The sequence below is a fragment of the Dactylosporangium sp. NPDC051087 genome, assembly GCF_055586325.1.
The window spans coordinates 159,602-180,591 of record NZ_JBVJIJ010000006.1; the positions used below are offsets into that span (position 1 = coordinate 159,602).

The following is a 20,990-nucleotide window of genomic DNA, read 5'->3' on the forward strand; positions in this document are numbered from 1 at the left end:
GTGGACTGCAAGCAGGTCCCCCGCGGACGGTGCGGGCGGCAAGCACGTCCGCCGTAGGTGGTGCGGGCTACAGCACGTCCGCCGTGGGTGGTGCGGTGGCGCCGGCCGGATCGCCGGTCAGCGCCTCCGGCAGTGTCCGGAACGTCGGGAACAGCCCGTCGAGGCTCAGCAGGCGCAGCGCGTCCTGGACCTGCGGTGCCGGGCCGACGAGGCACACGGCGATCGGCTGGCGGTGCGCCTCGACCAGCACGTCGAAGGCGCCGGAGTCCAGCCGGGACACCCCGGTGACGTCGACGGCGAGGCGCCGCGCCCGGCCGCGCAGGTCCAGGACGAGATCGCGCAGGCGGGAGTTGACCAGCAGGTCCGGGTTGCCGGTCAGGGTCACCACGGCGACGTCCCCGACGTGGGTGACGCTGAGACGGCGCGACTCCCGCGCGGTGGGGGTCGTGCGCTCGCGCGTCAGCGCCTGCTCGACCATCCGCGGCGGCGGCGACGTCCGCGTGCACCGGCCGCAGGCGTGCGGCCCGGTCGCGAGGTCGTCGCCGGTCCAGCCGTCCTGGCTGAACAGGCTCCAGGCGACGGCCCAGTCACCCATCGTCGGGGCGAGGTTCGTGACCAGCTGGCCGCATCCGTCGCAGGCCAGCGTGAAGTTCCTGCTGTCGAGGCTGAGCAGCGCGGTCATCGAGGGCCCCCGATCGGATGTGCGGACTGGCTCCACCCTGCGGGCACGGCATGGCAGCTGTTCCGCGAACATATGACAGTTCCATGACGATGCCGGCCGTCGCGGGTGCCGGGTGCTCACAGATCCACGACGGTCCGTGTCCGGGTGTCGTAGCTGCGCGCCGCGGTGAACTGCCCGTGGGCCGGCGGCACGTCCGCGAGCGTCCGCAGCGCCGCCGCGCGCCGGTCCTCGGGCACGTTGAGGGCGAGGCTCACGTGCGGCACCCAGTCCTGCGGCGGGGGCCACCGGTCGGTCCCGGGCAGCGACGACCACGCCCGCAGGTGTGCGGCCCGCAGCGGGTCAGGGTCCAGCACCTCGAGCACCAGGGCCCTGCCGAGCATGCGTGCCGCGCCCAACTCCACCGCCAGCGGCAACGGCGGCGAGGCCAGCCCGGCCAGTGAGGCGGCGGTCAGCAGGGTCAGGTGCGGCCGGTTCGTCGGGTGGCGGTGCGTGGCCAGGCTCGGCAGGCCGGCGTCGCGCAACCGGGACCACAGCGCGCGGACGCCGGACTCGAGGCGCTCGTCCAGCAACAGTTCGACGGTGTGCACGTCAACAGGCCTACCAGACCGCGCACCGTCGCCGTGCGGGGTGAAACCCGGACGCTGCGACCGGCGCGGCGCGCGCTTCGATAGAGTGCCAATTGACCGGGCGGCGCGCCTCACAGCGAACGTCCAGGGTGACGGGGCACGATGGGGGCAGAGTTGACCATCGCCGAGAGCGTTCGGCGTCATCCTGTAGCGCCGATCAAGCAAACTCGTAGCTGGAGCACACCCGTGCCCAGTCATCTACCTGGAGGGTATGCATGGGAGTCAGCCTCACCAAGGGCGGCAATGTCAGCCTGACCAAGGCCGCGCCTGGCCTGACCGCGGTCAACGTCGGCCTCGGCTGGGACGTCCGCACCACCACCGGCGCGGACTTCGACCTCGACGCCAGCGCTCTGCTGCTCGGCGCCGACGGCAAGGTGCTCAGCGACCAGCACTTCGTGTTCTTCAACAACCTCAAGTCGCCCGACGGCACGGTCGAGCACACCGGTGACAACCTCACCGGTGAGGGCGAGGGCGACGACGAGATGATCAAGGTCAACCTGGCGGGCGTGGCCCCCGAGGTCGACAAGATCGTCTTCCCGGTGTCGATCCACGACGCCGACGCCCGTGGCCAGTCGTTCGGCCAGATCACCAACGCCTTCATCCGCGTGGTCAACGCCGCCGACAACAACGAGCTCACCCGCTACGACCTCACCGAGGACTACTCGACGGAGACCGCGCTGGTCTTCGGCGAGCTGTACCGCAACGGTGCGGAGTGGAAGTTCCGCGCCGTCGGCCAGGGCTACGCCTCGGGCCTCGCGGGCATCGCGAAGGATTACGGCGTCAACGTCTGATGAACAACCGATGACGGCGGGCCCGCGCACAACGCGTCGGGCCCGCCGGTCGTCGCTCACCACCGAGTCGCGATGACCGCTCACCCCCCCCGTTTCCGGCAAGGGTCAACCGCGTCCGTGACTCCTGGCGAGGCCCTGGGCCTGCCCGTCGTGCACGTCGCTGACCCACTCCCAGCCGGGCTTCGCCGACGGGCCGATCCGCGGGTCGCTGGGCGCCCGGCCGTCGCGCAGTGCGAGCACGTAGGCCCGGTCCAGCTCGATCCGCGCGGTTGCCTGACCGGCCCCGCCGACCGACCCGTGGCCGGGGACGACGACGCCGACCTCGCCCGCCACGCCCTCCAGCAGCCGCAGCGCCGCGAGATAGTCCTCGATCGGGTCGGCGGTCTCGCCCAGGCCGAACATCGGGATCAGGACGTCGGAGAGCATGTCGCCGGCGACGAGCACCCCGCGTCCCTCGACGAGCAGCGCCGCGTGGCCCGGCGCGTGCGCGCGGTGCTCGATGATCCGGACCGCGGGGCCGTCCCACGGGATCCGCGTCGTCCCGGCCGGCAGGGCGGTGACGAGACCGTAAAGATCCAGGGGGACCTGGTCGGCGATGCCGGTCGGCTCCAGGTGCTCGGTGATGCGGGCCTTCGCGTCCGGGTCGGCCAGCTCCTCCCGGACGGCGGCCACGCAGCGGGCGGTGCCATAGCGGGGAGGCGCGCCGAACCGGGCGTGCCAGAGCACGTGATCCCAGTGCGGATGGGTCGAGAAGCCGGCCACGACGGTCTGGCCCAGCCGGGACAGGTCATCGGCCAGGCAGGCCATCTCGTGCTCCTGCACCCCGGGGTCGATGAGCAGCACGCCGGCGCCGCCCTGCACGACGACGGCGTTGCTCTTGATGAACTCGCTCTCGTGGACGAACACGCCGTCGGCGACCTGCGTCAGCACGGGACCGCCTCGCCGGCGTCGCGGATGGCGTAGTGGTGCATCGTGACCCCCTGTTTGAATGATCGCTGCTCGAGCAGGTCGAGGTCGATCGGCATGTCGTAGTCGTCGAAGAGCGGCCGGCCGAAGCCGAGGATCGCCGGGTGGGTCCAGAGCAGCAGCTCGTCGAGCAGCCCCGCCCGCAGCAGCTGCGTCGCGAGCGTCGCGCCGCCCACGCTGATGAGGCCGTCGGTCTCCGCCCGCAGGGCGGCGAGCTGCCCGATCGCGTCGTCGCCGCCGATGACCCGGGTGTTGTGACCGGCGCTGTGGCGGGTGCGGGAGACGAGCACCTTGGGCTTGGCGGTCCACAGCTCGCCGTACTCATGCATGAAGTCCGGCAGCGACGCGTCCTCGTGCGTCGTCGGCCAGTGCTCCTCCATGGTCTCGTAAAAGACCCGGCCGTGGACCATGAGCGCGACCGTCCGCGCCAGCGCGTTGGCCGCGCGGTGCAGCTCCTCGTCGATGCGCAGCCACTCGCCGGCGCCGTTGTCCCCGGGGACCTGCTCGATCCGCAGGTCGAGCGACACGTTCATCGAATAGACGAAGCGGCCCATCCTCGGCCTCACCCCCCTAGTGGTTGCGTTCTGCAACCACTATATTGAGGGCGAAATGCCTGTCAAGGAGGAGTGGTGGAACCACGGTCCGGGTCGCCGGTCACCGCGGCCGTCGAGGTGCTCGGCGATCGCTGGTCGTTGCTCGTGCTGCGCGACGTCATCTTCGGCGACCGCCGCTACTTCCGGGTGCTGCTCACCGGGTCGGTCGAGGGCATCGCCTCGAACATCCTCGCCGACCGCCTCGTGCGCCTCGTCGAGGCGGGGCTCCTCACCCGCGGCGCCGGAGCCCGGGGGCAGCGTGCCCGCTACAGCCTCACCGAGGCCGGCATCCAGACCCTGCCGATCATCTGCGCCCTCGGCAACTGGGGCCTCGACTGGCGCCCGGACGGCGGCGACCTCGGCGACCGGCAGCGGTATCTGCGCGATCAGGGCCCGGCGTTCGTCGATGAGCTCATGGCCGAGCTGCGCGAGCGGCACCTGGACGCACCGCCGAAGCCGCGCCCGGGACCGGGACCCTTCGAGCGCCTCGCCGCCGCCCGGCCGGCCTGAGGCCGTGTCACCGGCCGGCGCCGGCCCGGACGGTGCGCGGCGCGGCGTCCGGTGCGGGCAGGGCGGGCGGTCTGACCAGGGTGGCGCCCTCGACGTCGACGTTCGGCAGGACGCGCTGCAGGGCGCGGGGGAGCCACCACGCGCTGCGGCCGAGGATGTGCAGGACCGCCGGGACGAGGGTCATGCGGACGATGAAGGCGTCCACGACGACCCCGACGGCGAGGGACAGCCCGATCGCCTTGATGATGACGTCGCCGCCGAAGATGAACGCGGTGAACACCGCGGCCATGATGAGCCCGGCGGCGGTGACGACGCGGGCGCTGTCGCGCATGCCGTCGGCGATCGCGCGGCGGGCGTCGCCGTGGTGGGTGAAGGCCTCCTTCACCCGGGACACGAGGAACACCTCGTAGTCCATGGCCAGCCCGAAGAGGATGCCGATGACGAGGACCGGCAGGAAGCTCAGGATCGGTCCGGGCGCCCGCACCCCGAACAGTCCGCCGAGGTGCCCCTGCTGGAACACGAACGTGGCCATGCCCATCGAGGCGCCCAGCGACAGCAGGAACCCCACGACCGCCTTGACGGGCACGAGGACCGAGCGGAACACCAGCAGCAACAGCAGCAGTGCGAGCACCACGATGAGCGCCAGGAAGGGGGCCAGCGCGGCGCTGAGCTTGTCGGAGACGTCGTTGTTGACCGCGGTGGTGCCGGTGACGTAAGCGATGATCCCGGCCTGCTGCTTCGCCTGCTCGCCGGCGGCCCGGATGCGCCGGACGAGGTCCTTCGTCTGCTCCGTGTCGGGGCCGGACTTCGGGATGACCGACAGGATCACCACGTCGCCGGCCTGGTTGGTGGCCGCGGGCACGGCGACGGCGACGTCGGCGTCGGCCCGCAGCAGCGGGGCGGCCTGCTCGCCGACGCTCTTCATGTCGGTGCGGCCCGGCCCGTACAGCACGAGCGTGAGCGGGGCGTTGAACCCGGCGCCGAACCCCTTCGCGAGCAGGTCGTAGGCGCGGCGTTCGGTGGTGCCGGTCGACTTCGTGCCGTCCGACGGCAGCCCGAGCCGCATGTCGAGCACCGGCAGCGCCATCGCACCGACAACGGCCAGGCACGCCACGACGGTCAGCCACGGGCGGGCGGTGACGATCCGCGCCCACCGCGCCCCGAACGGGTCCGGCTTCGGCTCGGCGCGGCGGTTGAGGTACGCGATGCGGCTGCGGCTCATCCGGGTGCCCGCGACGGCGAGGACCGCGGGGGTGAGCGTGACGGCGAGCACGACGGTGACGGCGACGGTCGCCGCGGCGCACAGGCCCATCACGGTGAGGAACGGGATGCCCGCGACGGCCAGCCCGCACAGGGCGATGATCACGGTGAGGCCGGCGAAGACGACGGCGGAGCCGGCGGTGGCCGTGGCGGTGGCGATCGACTCGCGCACGGGCATGCCCTCGCGGAGCTGCTGGCGGTGCCGGGCGACGATGAACAGGGCGTAGTCGATGCCGACGGCCAGGCCCAGCATGGTGGCGAGGGCCGGCGCGGTCGAGTTCAGCTCGACGAACCCGGTCACGACCTGGATGCCGAGCATGCCGACGGCGACCCCGACGAGCGCGTTGAGCAGCGGCATGCCGGCCACGACGAGACCGCCGAGGGTCAGCGCGAGGACGAGATAGGCGATGATGACGCCGTACAGCTCACTGCTGGCGCCGTGCGCCTCGGTGGTGGAGATGACACCGCCGGAGAACTCGACCTGCAGCCCCGCGGCGCGGGCCGGTCCGGCGATCTTCTGCAGCGCGTCCTTGGACTCCTGGGTGATCTCGGAGACCGGCACGGCGTACTGGACGTCGGCGAACGCGATCCGCTTGTCGGCGCTGAGCGTCGCCTGCGTGAACCCGGTGACCGCGATGACCTGCGGTGCTTTCGCCAGCGCGGCGAGGGCCTCGGCGGCGCGGGTGGTGTAGGCGGCCTCGTCCAGGGTGTGCCCGCGCGGGGCGGCGACGACGATGCGGGCGCTGGCGCCGCCGGTGCCGGGGAACTTCGTGGCGAGCAGTTCGATCGCCCGCTGCGACTCCGTGCCGGGGATCGTGATCGCCGACGTGGTCGGCTTCGCCAGGACGGTCGCGGAGATGCCGATGGCGACCAGGATCGCCGTCCAGACGCCGAGCACGATCCAGCAGCGGCGGGCCGCGAAGGCTCCGAGACGGTACAACGTCGTTGCCATGCGCCTGCTCCTTCGAGAGGGCGGCGGGGAATGTTGATCATATGGCTTCCCGGCCCTGAGCAGGGCCGGAACCGGCGAACCGCATGCGCAGGACGGCCCATCCGACGAGCACCGCGGCCAGGGCCGTGAGCGTGAGACCGGCGGTGGTGACCGCCTGCTCGAACTGCGCGGTCTGCCGCGGGCTCCAGTGGGACGTGGCGATGGTGCCGGTGAAGAGCGCGGCCAGGACGGTGCCCGTGACGGCGATGCCGGCACCGGAGGTGACCTGCGTGGCGGTGTCGACGAGCGCCGCGCCGGTCGTGGTCCGGTGCGCCGGCAGGCCGCGCATCACGTTGACCCCGGCGACGACCCCGACCACGCGCATCCCGGCCGCGACGAGCACCAGCGCGACGGCCACCCACACGTAGCCGAAGCTGTGCAGCAGCCCGTACACGCCGAGCCCGGCGACGACCGTCGCGGCGCTGACCCACGCGGCGCGCTCGAGACCGGCCCACCGCACGAACGGGTCGACGAACACGGCCCCGCCGATGAGGACGACGACCTGCGGCAGCATGCCGACGGCCGCGAGCGCGGGCGACCAGCCCCAGTCGAGCTGGAGCTGCAGGGTCACCATGTACCCGAGTCCGGCGGTCGCCAGCCCGGCGGCGGCCTTGTACGCCAGGCCGCTGGACACCAGCGGGCGGGCGACGAGCTTCAGGTCGAGCATCGGGTGCCGCGCGGTGCGCTCGCGCAGGACGAAGAGGGCCGCCGCCGCGACGGCCGCGGCGGTCGCCGCCCAGCCGGCCCGCGCGCCCCCGCTCACGAACAGGGTCGGCGCGACGAGCGCGAGGACGATCGTCGCCGTGCCGAGCACCGCGCCGGCGACGTCGACGGGGTCGCGGTGCAGCTCGCCGGGATCGTCGGCGGCGATGCCCGCCCGTACACCGGCGATGGCGAGCACGGCGATCGGCGCGTTCGCCAGCAGCAGCACCTGCCACGGCGCGACGGCGAGCACCAGGCCGCCCAGGGTCGGCCCGGCGGCGAGCCCGACCAGGCCGACGGTCGAGATCAGGGTCATCGCGCGGACGCGCAGCCCGTCGTCGTCGAACAGCCGGAACGCGAGGGCGACGGACCCGGGCGTGGTCATCGCCGCCGCGACGCCCATGACCGCACGGACGGCGATGAGCTGCCCCGCGGTGGTGACGAACAGGGTGGCGAGGCTGGCCAGGCCGAGCAGCACCAGGCCGGTGAGCATGACCCGGCGCCGGCCGAACCGGTCGGCGAACGCGCCGAAGGCCAGCATCAGCCCGCCGAACACGACGGCGTAGGCACTGGTCACCCACTGCAGCGCGGTGGTGGACGCGGACAGGTCGCGGCCGATGCTCGGCAGCGCGACGTTGAGGATCGAGTTGTCGAGCATCTCGAAGAGGAACACCGCGGACAGCCCGGTCAGGGCGATCCAGGAGCTCCGCAGGGTCGTCGGCATGTCTAGAGCGTACGCGATATTTAGAGCATGCTCCAAAAATGTGGCCTGCTACACTGGACGGGTGGCTGGCACCGGACTCCGTGACCTGAAGAAGGCGCGCACCCGCCGCCTGATCGCCGACACCGCGGCCCGGCTGTTCGCCGAGCGCGGCTATGAGCAGGTCACGGTCAGCGAGGTCGCCCGCGCGGCCGAGGTGGCGGAGCAGACGCTCTACAACTACTTCCCGACCAAGGAGCACCTGGTCACCGACCGCGAGCAGCAGGTGCAGGACCAGCTCGGCGACCTGATCCGGGCCCGCCCGGCGGGGACCACCCCGGCCGCCGCCATCCGCGGCTTCGTCCTGGAGACGGTGTCGGCGATCCGCGACATGCCCCCGGACCTGGCCCGCGGCACCCTCGGCTATCTCGCCGCGATCAGCCCCGCCGTGCACCGCCTCGCGCTGGACCTGATGGACCGCCTCGCCACGTCGCTGGCGGCCGCCGTCGCCGAGACGAGCCCGGTCCCGCCCGAGGTCGCCCGCCTGCAGGGCATCGCCCTCGCGGGCGTCTTCAGGATCGTCATCGGCGAGACGGGGCACAGGACCCGCGACGGCCAGACCCCGGCCGAGATCGTCGACGCCCTGCACCCGCGGATCGAGCACGTCCTCACCGAGCTGGACCGCTGGCTCACCTGACGGACCCGTGCCGCCCCGTGCCGGCTGAGGGCCGCCCCGCAGCGGGGCGGCCCTCAGGGAATCAGTGCCGTCACCGCGCGTGGCGCAGGGCCCAGTCCAGGGCGAAGTCGGCGATCTCCTCCCAGCCCTTCTGTGCCGGGAGCAGGTGCGCGTAGCCGTCGTACTCGACGTGTTCGGTGACGGTGGCGGACCTGTAGTGCTTGACGTTGGAGCGCTGCACCGCCGGCGGCATGATGTGGTCCTCGCCGCCGGAGATGAACAGCAGCGGCGCCCGGTCGTCGTTGCGGTAGTCGACCCAGGTGTCCTGGTGACCGGGCTGGAAGTTGGCCAGGACGCTGCCCCACAGGATGCCGCCGTTGGCCGGGATGTGGTAGCGCTCGTACAGCGCCTTCGCCTCCTCGTCGCTGAACGTGTTGGTGAACGCGTACTTCCACTCGTCCAGGGTCAGGCCGATGGACCGGTGCCGGTTCGCGGGTGACCGCAGCACCGGCAGCGTCGATTTCACCTGCGAGAACGGCACCACGTGCACGCCTTCGGTCGGTGCGGAGTTCAGCGCCACGGCCGAGGCGCCGAACCCGTGGTCGAGCAGGATCTGGGTGAACGCGCCACCGGCGGAGTGCCCCATGATGATCGGCGGCGTCGGCAGCGGCCGGATCACCGACTCGAGGTGCTCGATGATCGCCGGGACGGTGAGCGCGGTGATGACGTCGGGGTTGGCGTTGAGCGCCTCGACCTCCACCTCGAAGCCGGGGTAGCCGGGCGCCAGGACCCGGAAGCCCTTCTGCTCGTAGTGCGTGATCCAGTGCTCCCAGCTGCGGGGTGTGACCCAGAAGCCGTGGACGAGGACGATCGTGTCCGGTGCCATGTCTCAGCCCTTCAGGAAGTCGAGGAGGTCCGCACCCAGCCGGTCCTTGTGGGTGTCGGTGATGCCGTGCGGCGCGCCGGGGTAGACGATCAGCCGGGCGCCCTTGATGAGGGCCGCGGACGCCTTGCCGCCGACCTCGAACGGCACGACCTGGTCGTCGTCGCCGTGCACGACGAGCGTCGGCACGTCGAACCTGGCGAGGTCGGCGCGGAAGTCGGTGGCCGAGAACGCGGCGATCGACTCGTAGGCGTTGCGGTGCCCGGCGGCCATCGACTGCAGCCAGAATGCGTCGCGGATGCCCTGCGACACGCTCGCGCCGGGCCGGTTGTCGCCGAAGAACGGCCCGTCGGCGAGGTCCCGGTACAGCTGTGAACGGTCGGCGGCGGAGCCGGCGCGGATCCCGTCGAACACCTCGACCGGCACCCCGCCGGGGTTGTCGTCGCGGCGCACCATCAGCGGCGGCACGGCCGAGACGAGCACCGCCTGGGCGATCCTGTCCGTGCCGTGGCGGCCGATGTACCGGGCGACCTCGCCGCCGCCCGTGGAGAACCCGACGAGGGTGGCGTCGCGCAGGTCGAGGTGCTCGATGAGCGCGGCGAGGTCGTCGGCGTAGGTGTCCATCTCGTTGCCGTGCCAGGTCTGCGTCGACCGTCCGTGGCCGCGGCGGTCGTGGGCGATGGCCCGGTAGCCGTTGGCGGCCAGGAACAGCTGCTGCGCCTCCCAGCTGTCGGAGTTCAGCGGCCAGCCGTGCGACAGGACGACGGGCCGGCCGGTGCCCCAGTCCTTGTAGAAGATCTCGGTGCCGTCGGGCGTGGTGACGTAAGGCATGGTGAGGTCCGTTCTCGTTCAGGCGCTGCGGGCGGCGAGCGTGATGAGGTCAGCGGTCAGCTGCGGGTGCGTCATCATGGCGACGTGCGAGGCGCGGGCCTCCACGACGCGGGCGCCGGCCCGCTGCGCCATGAACCGCTGCGCGGCCGCGGGGATCAGGTTGTCGTCGCGGGCGACGAGGAACCACGACCGGATCTGCTTCCACGCCGGCGCACCCGACGGCTGCTGCAGCGTGTGCACGTCGCCGGGCCGCTGCGTCGCGGCCATGATCGCGGTGGTCGAGCGGGGCAGGTCACCGGCGAAGATGTCGCGGAACACGTCCTGCTTGACGTAGCCGTCGTAGCTGAGGCTGCCGTCCGGCAGCGCGTACGGCCGCAGGTCCAGCTGGGGCTGGCCGAGCTTGCTGCCGGGGAACCGCGTCTGCAGCCCGAGCACGGTGTCCCCGGCGTCCGGCGCGAACGCGGCGACGTAGACGAGCGCCTTCACGTTCGGGTTGCCGGTGGCCGCGTTGGTGATGACGACGCCGCCGTACGAGTGACCGACGAGCACGACCGGTCCGGCGACGGTCGCCAGGATGCCGGCCAGGTACGCGGAGTCGGAGTCGACGCCGCGCAACGGGTTCGCCGGCGCCAGGACCGGATAGCCGTCGCGGATCAGCCGGCGGATCACGTCGTTCCAGCCGGAGGCGTCCGCGAACGCGCCGTGCACGAGCACGACGGTCGGCTTCGCGCCCGGGCTGCCGTGGGCGCTCGCGGGTGCGGCGGCCGCGGTGGTGACGACCCCGGCGGCGATGACCGCGGCGGACCCGGCAAGGACCGTGCGGCGGGTGGCATTGGGCATGGTGCATCCCTTTCGAAGCGTTCGGGGGAGAGGCGTTGCTGGTGTGCCAGGGACGCTACGGACGCCGTACCGGCGCAGTCGTGAGTCAGATGACTGCGAATGCCGACGCAGTCGAGCGGCGGCGCTATTGACAAAATTCTGTTGTACGTAAAAACTGTGTTTGCCATGAGAGATGTCGTGTACCTGGACCAGATTGAGCAGGCCGAGGCGCTGCTCAAGCCGCAGCGGATCGAAGTGCTGCGGCAGCTCGCCGTGCCCCGGTCGTGCACCGAGGTGGCGGCCGAGCTCGACCAGACCCCGCAGCGGGTCTACTACCACGTCAAACGCCTGGTCGAAGCGGACCTGGTGCGCCAGGTCAGCGAGCGCCGGGTGCGCGGCATCCACGAGGGGATCTACCAGGCGGCCGCCCGGTCCTACTGGCTGTCGCCGCGCCTCGTGGGCCGCATCGGGCTGCGCCAGACCCGTGACCGGCTCAGCCTCGGCCACCTGCTGGACCTGATGGAGGACGTGCAGGCCGACGTCGCCGCGCTCGACCTCGCCCGCCCGGACCTGCCCTCGATCGGCGTGTCCGGCGACATCCGGGTCCGGCCCGGGCAGCGCGCGGCGTTCCTCGAGGAGCTGCAGCACGTGCTGCAGGACCTGTTCACCCGCTACGGCGGCGCCGAGGGCGACGCGTTCCGGCTGGCCGTCGCCTGCTACCCCGCACAGACCACCGCCACCGAAGGAGATGCACCGTGACCGAGTCCAATGACATGCGCCTGCTGGCGGTCATGCCCGCGCCGCCGGAGACCGTGTTCGCCGCGCTGACCGAGGCGAAGGCGTTGCGGGCCTGGCTGGCCGAGCACGCCGAGGTGGCGCTGCCTGACCGGTATGAGTTCTGGGGCCGCGACACACCCGACGGCGCCGAGCCGCACCAGCGCGTCCTGCGCGCCGGCCCGCGCGAGCTGCGCCTGGGCTGGACCGTCGGCGGCGTCGACACCACGGTCGAGATCACCGTGACCGACGACGAGGCCGGCGCGCTGCTCGCCCTGACGCAGAGCGACCTGCCGACCTTCGACGAGATCCTGTCCGACAAGGCCGGGCCGCGCGGCGAGCTGCAGACGTTCTGGACCCTCGCCATCGCGAACCTCGCCGACCACCTCGCCGACCGTGACCTGACGCCGAGGCCCGACTACACGTCGACCGACCTGAGCGGCTCCGTGGTCATCGACGCCACGCCGGAAGCGGTGTTCGAGTCGCTCACCAAGGGCGAGCACGTCCGCAGGTGGTCCGGCGTCCACGTGGACATCGAGCCCTACGTCGGCGGCCGGTATGCGATGGGCGGCTTCGACGTGGACCCCGGCGGCATGAAGTACGCCGAGTTCGAGCCGGGCCGCAAGGCGACGCTGCGGTTCGCCGACGGCTTCACGTCCAGCTGGGAGCTGGAAGGCTCCGAGGGCAAGACCCGGCTCACGTTCGTGCAGAGCGGCTTCGACCCGGAGAACCCGCCGTATGCGGGCTGGGCCGGCTGGCTCGCCGGCGTCGCCGCCCTGCGCCGCTACCACGAGCTGCCGCATTGGCGCTCGATCTGGCGGCTGATCGAGGCCCCGGGTGTCCCCGCCGAGATGTTCGTCTACGACGCCTGACGGCACCCGTCCGCACCCTGGCGCCCCGGCTCATTGCAGCCGGGGCGCCTTATTGTGTCGGGTTCAAGTCCGGGTTCAACAAAATTAAGATCGACATCTTGAAAGTTGAGGTTTGCGTCGGTACAACTTAAGCATGACCGAACGCGCGATGGACTGGCAGGAGCTCACCAACCTCACCCGGGGCCGGCCGTTCGTCGTGGAGCGGGTGCGGCTCGCCGACAACGGCGTCGCGGTCGAGGGCGTGTTCGAGCTGCCGCAGCTCGCCCAGCTCAACGTCGAGGACCAGGTCTTCGTCACCGCGTTCGTGCGCTGCCACGGCTCCATCAAGGAGATGGAGCGCATCTTCGGCGTCAGCTATCCCACGATCAAGGCCCGGCTCAACCGGATCACCGCCGCGCTCGAATTCGTCGAGACCGACCCCGCACCGTCCAGCGCCGACGTCATCGACCGCCTGCGCCGCGGTGAGATCACCGCCCAGCAGGCACTGTCCGAGCTGGACGGCCGCACGTGATGCCGCAGCTGGTGACCGTGCGGGTCGACCGCCCGGACGGCCGCCCCCTGCGACTGTGGATCCCGGTCCTGCCGGTCCTGATCCTGCTCTTCCCGCTGTGGCTGCTGGTGGCACTGGCCGCGTTCGTGGCCTGCCTCGTGTTCCGCGTCGACGTGCCGCTCGCCTTCGGCACCGCCTGGCGCATCGCCTTCGCACTGCCCGGCACCCTGATCGACATCGATCTGGGCGGCACGGGCGTGCTCATCGCCGTCCGATAGGAGACCCTCCGATGAACGAACAACGCAAGGACATCCTCGGCATGCTCGGCGCCGGCAAGATCACCGCCGACGAGGCGGAGCAGCTCATCGCCGCCCTCGAGCGCGAGCAGCCGCCGGCCGCCCCCGCCTTCGACACCAAGAAGGGCAAGGCCAAATACCTGCGCGTGCTGGTCGACTCCCGCGACGCGGGCGAGCCCGGCCGGGTCAACGTCCGGGTCCCCCTGCAACTGCTGCGCGCCGGCGTCAAGCTCGTCGCCCTCATCCCGCCGCCGGCCCTCGAGCGGGCCAACGCCGAACTGGCGAAGTCGGGCATGCCGTTCGACCTCACCCAGCTCAAGCCCGAGCAGCTGGAGCAGCTCATCGAGCACCTCGACGAGATGACCGTCGACGTCGACCAGCCCGACACCACCGTCCGCGTCTTCTGCGAGTGACTCAGCAGCGGCGCTTGGCGTCCGCCTCGAAGTCTGCGCGGGACATCACCACACCGGTGAGGTCGTTCTTCCCGACGGTCAGCACCTGGTCGGGCTCCAGCGCGTCGACGGCGTCCCCGGTGAAGGTGATGGTGACCGACGGCTGCGGCGCTCCGTAGACGTTGAGGAAGTATTCGACCGCCGGCGCCAGCGTGACCGGACCCGACCGCTCGCCACGCCAGCCGGCCGGGACCGCGCCGAACTCGACGGTGTAGCCGGTGCGCTTGTCGGAGTCGTTGCGGATGAACCACAGGTAGCGGCTGAAGTCGCCCTGCGACGGTTCTGCGGCGGACGAGGACTGCGGCTTCACCGCGATGAACTGGGTGCGGCTCCCCGCGCAGTGCCGCACCTCGACCGCCGGGGTGCCGGACTCCGAGCGGGAGATCCCGATCAGCGAGCGGTCCGGGCCCTCGGTGGCCTTCAGGGTGCACGCCGCGAGCCCGGCCGCCGCGACCGTCGCGATGACGGCCAGGCGGACGGGCCCGCGGGAGGACAGGATGCGCCCGGTCATCAGTTCGGCGGTTCCCAGGTCTTGTAGCCGCCCCAGTACAGGTTGGCCTTCTGCTCGTACTCGTTGGCGTGCGACCACGTCCCGGTCAGCGCCCGCGACCTGATGTTCTCCGCCTGATAGGGGAAGAAGAAGTCCTTCCAGTTGTCGTGCTCGGCCCACTGATCCGAGTGAACGGCCTCGTGCCGCTTGATGTCGCGCCCGTACTTGTCGGCGATGTCCGCACCGTGCGCGGCCGCCAGGTCGTCCTTCGCCTGTTTGTCACCGGCGACCCGCTGGTCCCATTCCGCCTGCGTGCCCTTCCACAGCACGACGTCGCCGACCGTCATGGGGTGGCCGTCCTCGAGCTCCCATTCGATCGGCACCTCAGGATGGTAGAGCCTGTCGACGCCGAAACAGATGATCTGCACCTCCATGAGCCGGCAGCTTCCACCGGCCGCGATCGCCGACGACATCGCCAGGGTGTCGGCGCCGTTGGTGAGGTTCGCCGCCCGCAGCTGCGGCGCGTTCTTCGGCAGGCACATGTACTCGACCCACATCGTCTGGCACGAATGGTCGCCCTGCGGCTTGAAGGCGCTCTTGCTGCACAGGTTGGTGATGGTGGCGACGCAGAACTTGGCGCCTTCGGGCTTCTTCTTCGGCTGGCCGCTGTAGTTCTCCACAGCCTTCTTGTTGTCGGAGCACGGACCGTTCGGGTCGTCGAGCTTCTGGCACAGGCCGTCGGGATCGGAGCTGCTCGTCGGGTTGTTGCCGGCGTAGCTGTACCCGTTGAGCTGCTGCGGGTCGCCGGTGGACAGCACCGGGTCGATGCTGACGAAGCGGCCGGTCGCCGGGTCGTAGCTGCGGGCGCCGAGCACCGTGAGACCGGTGGCGGTGCTGCGCGGCCGGTTCAGGAAGCCGTGGTTGTCCGGTGCGGTCACCGCCGCGCCTCGGTCCGAGCCGTACGGCGTGCTCAGCTTCCACGTCGGTGTCTGCGCCGTGCTGTCCAGGTAGAGCCGTGGCGTGCCGTGCTCGTCGCCGAGCTGGTACGTGTAGGCGGAGGTGGCCGTGCCGGTCCGGACCGCGCAGCCGCCGCCGGGCAGCGGGTAGTAGCGGGTGCCGGTGACGGCCGACGTCGCGGTGTCCAGGGTGAGCTGCTCGCCCGGCAGGTACAGGGTGGTCTTGCCGGGGTCTCGCTGCACCAGCAGCCCGCCGTCGGCGTCGTAGCGCATCGTGCTGGGCCCGGCGGTGCCGCCGGTGATCCCGGTGAGCCGCCCGGCGTCGTCCCACGCGAGGACCTGGGCGCCCTGGCCGGCGTTGCGGTTCGTCATGTTGCCCGCCGCGTCGTACTGGTAACTGGTCGACGCGCTCGTCGACGTCAGCGTGTGCGGCTGCCCGGTCCCGTTGCCGTTGTAGGTGTAGCCCGTCGACACGTCGGACCCGCCGCCGATCGCGTACTGCGTCTGGTTCGTGCGGTCGCCGACGTTGTCGACGGCCCACGTCGTCCAGTACACGCTGGAGGCGCCGAGCGGGTTGCCGACCATGCTCCGGTTGCCCGGGGTCGGCGCCACGGCACAGTTGTCGGTGGCCGTCCACGCGCCGGTGAGCCGGGCGAGGGCGTCATACCTGAAGCACTGCGTCTCGCTGGGGGAGGAGGCGCCGAGGCGGGTGCTGACCTGCCGGGTGAGGTTCCCCGCCGGGTCGTAGGTGAACGCCTGCAGGTCGACGTCGGTGGTGGCGGACCCGTTCGTGCGGGTCACCTTCTGCCCGTTGAGCCGCCCGGTGTGCTGGTCCCACGTGTTGGTGACGAACGCCTGGTTCGGCGCGGCGTTCAGGGTGGCCTGGCTGACCTGACCGAACTCGTCGTAGGTCGTCCCGTCGCTGTACCCGGTGAGCCCGCCGAGCGTGTTCGGCAGGTCGAGCACGCCGGAGTACCCGTGGTTGACGGTCTCGGCCGGCAGCCCGCCGTGCGCGGTGTAGACGTCCCGCAGCAGCAGCCCGGTGTTCGCCGTGTACTGGTGCAGGTACGTGTAGGTGAGCCCGAGCTGGGTGCCCTCGGTCGCGGACGGGATGGTGATCGTCTCGCCGGTCGACTTGCCGAAGACGGTGAAGCCCTTGGCCTGCCGGACGTAAGCGGCGCCGCCCCAGTAGGCGGTGGAGGTGGTGACGTGCCCGACGGGCCGGGGCATGCCGGGCACGACGTTGTCGGAGTTGTCGTACACCCACTTGCCGAGCTGGTTCGTGGTGGTGCGGGCGGTCAGCTCGGCCGCCCACTGCCCCGTCTTGCGGTTCAGCGCGTCGTACTCGAACGACACCGCCTTGAGCCGGGCGTCGATCACCTGGGTGGTGTTGCCGTTCAGGTCGTACTTCATGTTGCTGGTCCCGGCGTCCGGGTCGACCTTCTTCGTGATCCTGCCCCGCAGGTCGAAGGTGCTGGTCCAGACCTTCGTGTCGGGTGCGGTGACGGTGGACAGGTTGCCGTGCCCGTCGAAGCCGTACCCGGTGGTGATGACCGTGCCGCCGGTGACGGACCAGATGCCGGTGGTCGTGTTCGCCGGCGTGTTGAGCGTCGGCGCGCTCGTGTACTCGTCCAGCGCGACGGTGCGACCCAGTGGGTCGGTCCGGGTGGTCTTGGCGACCCCGCCGGTCGGTGGGATCACCGTCGTGCGGTCGCCGTTGTAGACGGTCGTCGTGGTCGTCTGCGCCACGCCGTCCTTGGCTTTGACCTCGCGGACGGCGCGGCCGAGGCCGTCGTAGGTGAACTGCGTCTGGTTCGGCACCTGCGCGCCGAGGTTGACCGCCGACACGATCGTGGTGCCGGGCAGGTTGTCCTTGTCCCACCAGCCGTTGTTCCTGGCGCTGACCTCGCCGCGGCTGTTGTAGAACGTGTCCAGGACCATCCGGCCCGACTTCGGGGTGGTGGCCTGGCTCTGCCGCTCGCGCAGCAGCGCGTCGTAGATGACGGTGTTGGTGACGTAGCCGAGCGAGTCGTTCATCCGTTTGCTCGTCACGGCGGTCGGCCCGGTGTTGGACAACTGGTACGTGAAGAGATGGTTGGCCGGTGCGCTCGTCGGGCGGGACGCGAGCCAGACCGCGGACAGCCGGCCGAGCGCGTCGTACTGCTGGGTGGTCACCACGGCGTTCGGGTCCGTGGTGGACACCGGGAGCCCGCGCAGCGGGTCGATGACGGTCGTGGTGGTCTGGTTCAGCGCGTTGGTGCTGACCTGGCCGACGGTGAGGCCGGCGGCGTCGGCGGTGTAGCCGGCGGTGGTGCGGTTGCCGTTGGCGTCGTAGGACTCCACGACCCGCCCGCGGCCGTCGTACCTGGTGCGCCCCGTCGTCTCGTAGACGTAGGCGCCCGCGGTGTGGTCGGCCGCGGCGCGCATCATCGTGACGTTGCCCTTGCTCGGCGCGGCCGGCTGCGGGAACGTCAGGTCGAACGCGTGGTCGTCGTAGTAGGTGCGGGTGGCGTCGACGACCTGTGCCGGCCGGCTGACCGACGCGGGCGCGGTCAGGGTGTTCAGCGCCGCCGGCCGGGACGGCTGGGCGTCCTGGGTGAACCCGCCGCAGGCGACGGACACGGTCTCCGACGAGGCGACCAGGCCGACGATGTTCAGCGTGGTGTTGACCGGCGCGTAGCCGAGGCTGGTGCACCGGTCGTAGGCCGCGTTCGCCGGGACGGTGTGCGAGTACGTGTGCTTCAGCAGCCCGACGGTCGGGCTGGTGACCGTCGCGTCGTAGGTGTTGTCGATCTCGGTCACCCGCCAGGTGGTCGCACCGGACCCGGTGACGGCCTGCCGGTCGTACGTCTCGGCGGCCGCGGTCCAGTTCGCGGTCAGCGCGGGCAGCCCGGTCCTGGACCGGCTGGCGGTGGCGGCCGAGACCCAGTAGGACGTGATGGTGGTGTTGTCGACCGGACCCGTGTCGCCGAGGTACGCCGTGGTCTCCAACGCCTTGCCGGCCAGCTGGTTCGCGTCGTCGTGGGTGCCGCCGACCGAGTCGGTCAGGGTCACCGCGACGCTGTTGTTGTTGTTCGACATGCCGCGGTAGTAGGTGGTGTCCGAGGCGGTCCGCGGGTCGTTGACCCCGTCACCGGTCAGCGTCGTCACCTTCGCGTAGCCGCGGAACTGCCCGTAGCTGCGGTGCTTGGCGGGCACCAGCTCGATGTCGTCGTAGTGCCACGCGGCGCCGCCGGCGAAGCGGTAGGCGACCGTCTTCGCGGGCGACAACCCGGTCGGGTCCGTCTGGGTCACCTTCGTCACGGCGTACTTGTTGAACCAGTCGGTGATCGGGTCGGTGTAGCCCGGCGGGGTCCACCGCACCGGGTAGCACGACGAGGTGTTCGTGGCCGCCGGCGTGGTCACCGGCGCCGTGCACGGGTTGACCAGCGCGTACGTCGGGGTGATCACCGAACCCGTCTCGGTGGTGATCGACCCGATCCGGAACCGGTAGTAGCTCTGCAGGTTCGTGGTGTCCACGCGGTTGGCCAGCGGCGTGGCGCCGAACCTCATCTCCGGCTCGGCGATGGCCGCGGTCCCGCCCGCGGTGGTGTCGTGTCCGGTGTGGACGATCGACTGCAGCCACAGCGTCGGCGACAGCGCGTCACCGGTCGACGGCAGGGTCTGGGTGAGCGCGTACGAGTCGACGTCGAGATATCCGCCGTTCGCCGCCGAGTACTGCTGGGTGGTGATCGACGTGAGCCGGACGGTGGAGAAGTACGACGGGCTCACCGGCGCGCAGTTCTGCCCGGCGGCGCAGACCAGGTCGTAGGGCACGTCCGGCCAGTTGGCCTTGGTGGTGGCGTTGAGCGGGGTGCAGGTGCCGGCGAGGCAGCGCGGCCCGGTGCCGAACAGCACCTTGTTGGGCACGGTGCCGTAGGCGTTGCCGTCGGTGAAGCCGTAGTCGATGTGATCGACGTGGCTGTGGAGCACGTACTCGGTGTCGGTGGCGCCGTTGTACCGGCCGTAGAAGTTCTTGTCCTGCGCGTAGTAGTACGCCATCGCGTTGCCGTGCGGGTCCTTGACGTAGTCGAGGTTCCACCGGTACGCCATCGTGCACCACGAGTTCTGAAACGTCGCGTTGTAGCAGGGCTCGCCGGCGTGCGCGGCGAAGACCGGCTGCGAGTCCACGGAGTTCGTCACCGTCTTGCCGGAGCTCCAGCCGGGCAGCTGGTTGCGGCCGAAGGAGAACACGGTGCCGTCGCGCCGGGTGACGGTCCAGTAGTCGGTGTTGTACGTGCCGGTGCCGTTGCCCGAGTTCTGCACCCTGGTGACGACCTCGCCGTTGTCCTGCTGCGGCTTGAACTTGGTGCCGTCCCACACCAGCGCCGTCGACGAGCCGTTGAGCGACATCGTCAGCACGGGTCCGGCGTAGCACTGGTCGACGATCGGGACCGGCGCGGCGGTGCCACCGGGCTTCTCCGAGCACGCGGTGAACGACTGCTCGATGTAGGAGGACGGGGTGTTCCACCCGTCACCGGCCCAGGACGCCTGCGCCTGCGTCGAGGCGGTCGTGCCGTCGACACCGCCCGAGTCGTACGCGAGGTTCACGGTCGGCACCAGGCTGGACGGCGCCGGCGGCACCGTGACCGGGTACGTGTAGCTGAACGAACCGGTGCTGGTCCCGGCCGTCCACGACCCGGCCGGCTTGAGCTCGGTGGCGCTGAACGTGCCGCCGTCACCGCCGCCCTGCGCCGGGTCGCTGGTGAGGGCCAGCAGCACCGGGGCGTCCCGGCCGACGCTCACCGGGGCGGTCACGATCCGCCGCGCCGGGTCGTTGCGTGAGTCGAGGGCGGTGCCCTGCCGGCACGACTCGACGGCCGGGGTCCGCAGCGCGCACCCGGGCAGCTCGACCAGGCGCAGCCGGGAGCCGTAGTTGCCGCCGTACGCCTGGGCGAAGCCGCTGTAGTCGACGCCGACCAGCGCGGTGCCGGCGGAACCTGCCCCGTGCCCGACGGTGAGCAGCAGACCCGGGATGTCCAGCGAGGTGGCCCGGTCCCGGTCCAGGACCCCGACCTGCACGGTGTCCGGGTGCGCGGCACCGGCCGGTGCCTGCACCCACACCGGCGCCCCGGCCGCGCGGGCCCGGGCCTCACCGACCGGGACCGTGACGCTGACCGGCGCGGGCCACACGGTGGCCGTCGGCACGTAGCTGCCGGTCGCCGCGTCCACCCCCGGCTGGAACCGTTTCGGCAGGTCGAACACCCCTGACACGGCGCCCCGGTCGCTGGTCGCCGGTGGCCCGGCGAGCCGCAGCGCGGCCGGCGCGGCGAGCACCGCGACGCCGCCCGTCGCGGCCAGGGCGACGATCAGCGCCATCATGGCAGGGCGCGGCCTGCGCACCCGTGCACGGTCCAGCCGGAATCCATCCACGCGTCCCCCGTTGAAGCGTGCGAATAAGTCGATGGAACGTAGCAGCGGGTTCGGTGCCCTGTGATCCCGCCGGGCAAATTGATCAGGCCGTCGGTATTCACGAGTTGCCGGACAAATGCGCGGTATCGGCCCGACCGGGACGTGCCGGGGGGGGGGGGGGGGGGGGGGGGGGGGGGGGGGGGGGTGGGGGGGGGGGGGGGGGGGGGGGGGGAGGGGAA

Annotated in this window: 19 protein-coding genes; 8 read left to right on the plus strand and 11 right to left on the minus strand. The window is 71.4% G+C overall.

Annotated features, from left to right (window positions below; translation table 11 throughout):
* Window positions 1–67 precede the first annotated feature (67 nt).
* Complete coding sequence (locus ACZ6TV_RS13740; RefSeq protein WP_465297484.1) at window positions 68–682, minus strand: STAS domain-containing protein; 615 nt, start codon at window positions 680–682, stop codon at window positions 68–70.
* A gap of 116 nt (window positions 683–798) precedes the next feature.
* Entirely contained in the window at window positions 799–1,269 is a 471-nt protein-coding gene (locus ACZ6TV_RS13745) for a 2'-5' RNA ligase family protein (RefSeq protein WP_465297485.1), read from the minus strand.
* Between the two features lie 254 nt (window positions 1,270–1,523).
* Here ACZ6TV_RS13745 and ACZ6TV_RS13750 point away from each other — a divergent pair, with 254 nt between their 5' ends.
* Window positions 1,524–2,099 (plus strand): TerD family protein, encoded by a 576-nt coding sequence (locus ACZ6TV_RS13750; RefSeq protein WP_465297486.1) that lies wholly within the window; start codon window positions 1,524–1,526, stop codon window positions 2,097–2,099.
* Between the two features lie 105 nt (window positions 2,100–2,204).
* Here the strand turns inward: ACZ6TV_RS13750 and ACZ6TV_RS13755 are convergent, their stop codons facing one another.
* Together ACZ6TV_RS13755 and ACZ6TV_RS13760 are read right to left on the minus strand one after the other, a co-directional pair.
* Entirely contained in the window at window positions 2,205–3,029 is an 825-nt protein-coding gene (locus ACZ6TV_RS13755) for an MBL fold metallo-hydrolase (RefSeq protein WP_465297487.1), read from the minus strand.
* Entirely contained in the window at window positions 3,023–3,619 is a 597-nt protein-coding gene (locus ACZ6TV_RS13760) for a dihydrofolate reductase family protein (RefSeq protein WP_465297488.1), read from the minus strand. Before ACZ6TV_RS13760 ends, ACZ6TV_RS13755 begins: the two co-directional genes overlap by 7 nt.
* A 75-nt stretch (window positions 3,620–3,694) precedes the next feature.
* Between ACZ6TV_RS13760 and ACZ6TV_RS13765 the strand changes: the two genes are divergently transcribed.
* On the plus strand, window positions 3,695–4,168 hold the full coding sequence (locus tag ACZ6TV_RS13765; protein WP_465297489.1) for a winged helix-turn-helix transcriptional regulator: 474 nt from the start codon (window positions 3,695–3,697) through the stop codon (window positions 4,166–4,168).
* A 7-nt stretch (window positions 4,169–4,175) separates the two neighbouring features.
* On the opposite strand, the gene ACZ6TV_RS13770 is transcribed toward ACZ6TV_RS13765, so the two are convergent.
* Both ACZ6TV_RS13770 and ACZ6TV_RS13775 read right to left on the minus strand, forming a co-directional pair.
* A complete protein-coding gene (locus ACZ6TV_RS13770; protein ID WP_465297490.1) occupies window positions 4,176–6,380 on the minus strand; it encodes an MMPL family transporter in 2,205 nt (734 codons plus the stop codon).
* Window positions 6,381–6,417: 37 nt separating this feature from the next.
* Complete coding sequence (locus ACZ6TV_RS13775) at window positions 6,418–7,845, minus strand: MFS transporter (protein ID WP_465297491.1); 1,428 nt, start codon at window positions 7,843–7,845, stop codon at window positions 6,418–6,420.
* 61 nt (window positions 7,846–7,906) lie between these two features.
* On the opposite strand from ACZ6TV_RS13775, the gene ACZ6TV_RS13780 reads away from it, so the two are divergent.
* The gene (locus ACZ6TV_RS13780; protein WP_465297492.1) at window positions 7,907–8,518 is read left to right on the plus strand and encodes a TetR/AcrR family transcriptional regulator; all 612 of its coding nucleotides are present in this window, start codon (window positions 7,907–7,909) and stop codon (window positions 8,516–8,518) included.
* A 70-nt stretch (window positions 8,519–8,588) separates the two neighbouring features.
* On the opposite strand, the gene ACZ6TV_RS13785 is transcribed toward ACZ6TV_RS13780, so the two are convergent.
* Genes ACZ6TV_RS13785 through ACZ6TV_RS13795 form a run of 3 tightly spaced genes read right to left on the minus strand, consistent with a single transcriptional unit; the run spans window position 8,589 to window position 11,051 of the window.
* Window positions 8,589–9,383, minus strand: a complete 795-nt coding sequence (locus tag ACZ6TV_RS13785) for an alpha/beta hydrolase (protein ID WP_465297493.1) — start codon at window positions 9,381–9,383, stop codon at window positions 8,589–8,591.
* 3 nt (window positions 9,384–9,386) lie between these two features.
* Window positions 9,387–10,211, minus strand: a complete 825-nt coding sequence (locus ACZ6TV_RS13790; protein WP_465297494.1) for an alpha/beta fold hydrolase — start codon at window positions 10,209–10,211, stop codon at window positions 9,387–9,389.
* Between the two features lie 18 nt (window positions 10,212–10,229).
* Complete coding sequence (locus tag ACZ6TV_RS13795) at window positions 10,230–11,051, minus strand: alpha/beta fold hydrolase (RefSeq protein ID WP_465297495.1); 822 nt, start codon at window positions 11,049–11,051, stop codon at window positions 10,230–10,232.
* Between the two features lie 165 nt (window positions 11,052–11,216).
* On the opposite strand from ACZ6TV_RS13795, the gene ACZ6TV_RS13800 reads away from it, so the two are divergent.
* The 5 genes from ACZ6TV_RS13800 to ACZ6TV_RS13820 all read left to right on the plus strand — a co-directional run bounded on the left by ACZ6TV_RS13800 (window position 11,217) and on the right by ACZ6TV_RS13820 (window position 13,875).
* Complete coding sequence (locus tag ACZ6TV_RS13800; RefSeq protein WP_465297496.1) at window positions 11,217–11,789, plus strand: helix-turn-helix domain-containing protein; 573 nt, start codon at window positions 11,217–11,219, stop codon at window positions 11,787–11,789.
* The gene (locus ACZ6TV_RS13805) at window positions 11,786–12,676 is read left to right on the plus strand and encodes an SRPBCC domain-containing protein (RefSeq protein ID WP_465297497.1); all 891 of its coding nucleotides are present in this window, start codon (window positions 11,786–11,788) and stop codon (window positions 12,674–12,676) included. The genes ACZ6TV_RS13800 and ACZ6TV_RS13805 overlap by 4 nt, the downstream gene beginning before the upstream one ends.
* A 133-nt stretch (window positions 12,677–12,809) precedes the next feature.
* Window positions 12,810–13,187: a DUF2089 domain-containing protein gene (locus ACZ6TV_RS13810; protein ID WP_465297498.1), complete on the plus strand. Its 378-nt coding sequence runs from the start codon at window positions 12,810–12,812 to the stop codon at window positions 13,185–13,187.
* Window positions 13,187–13,444, plus strand: a complete 258-nt coding sequence (locus ACZ6TV_RS13815) for a hypothetical protein (protein WP_465297499.1) — start codon at window positions 13,187–13,189, stop codon at window positions 13,442–13,444. Before ACZ6TV_RS13810 ends, ACZ6TV_RS13815 begins: the two co-directional genes overlap by 1 nt.
* An 11-nt stretch (window positions 13,445–13,455) precedes the next feature.
* Window positions 13,456–13,875 (plus strand): SHOCT-like domain-containing protein, encoded by a 420-nt coding sequence (locus ACZ6TV_RS13820; protein ID WP_465297500.1) that lies wholly within the window; start codon window positions 13,456–13,458, stop codon window positions 13,873–13,875.
* Window position 13,876: 1 nt separating this feature from the next.
* Here the strand turns inward: ACZ6TV_RS13820 and ACZ6TV_RS13825 are convergent, their stop codons facing one another.
* Window positions 13,877–14,425, minus strand: coding sequence for a hypothetical protein (locus ACZ6TV_RS13825; RefSeq protein ID WP_465297501.1), 549 nt, complete (start codon window positions 14,423–14,425; stop codon window positions 13,877–13,879).
* The gene (locus ACZ6TV_RS13830) at window positions 14,425–20,742 is read right to left on the minus strand and encodes an RHS repeat-associated core domain-containing protein (RefSeq protein WP_465297502.1); all 6,318 of its coding nucleotides are present in this window, start codon (window positions 20,740–20,742) and stop codon (window positions 14,425–14,427) included. Before ACZ6TV_RS13830 ends, ACZ6TV_RS13825 begins: the two co-directional genes overlap by 1 nt.
* Window positions 20,743–20,990: the final 248 nt, after the last annotated feature.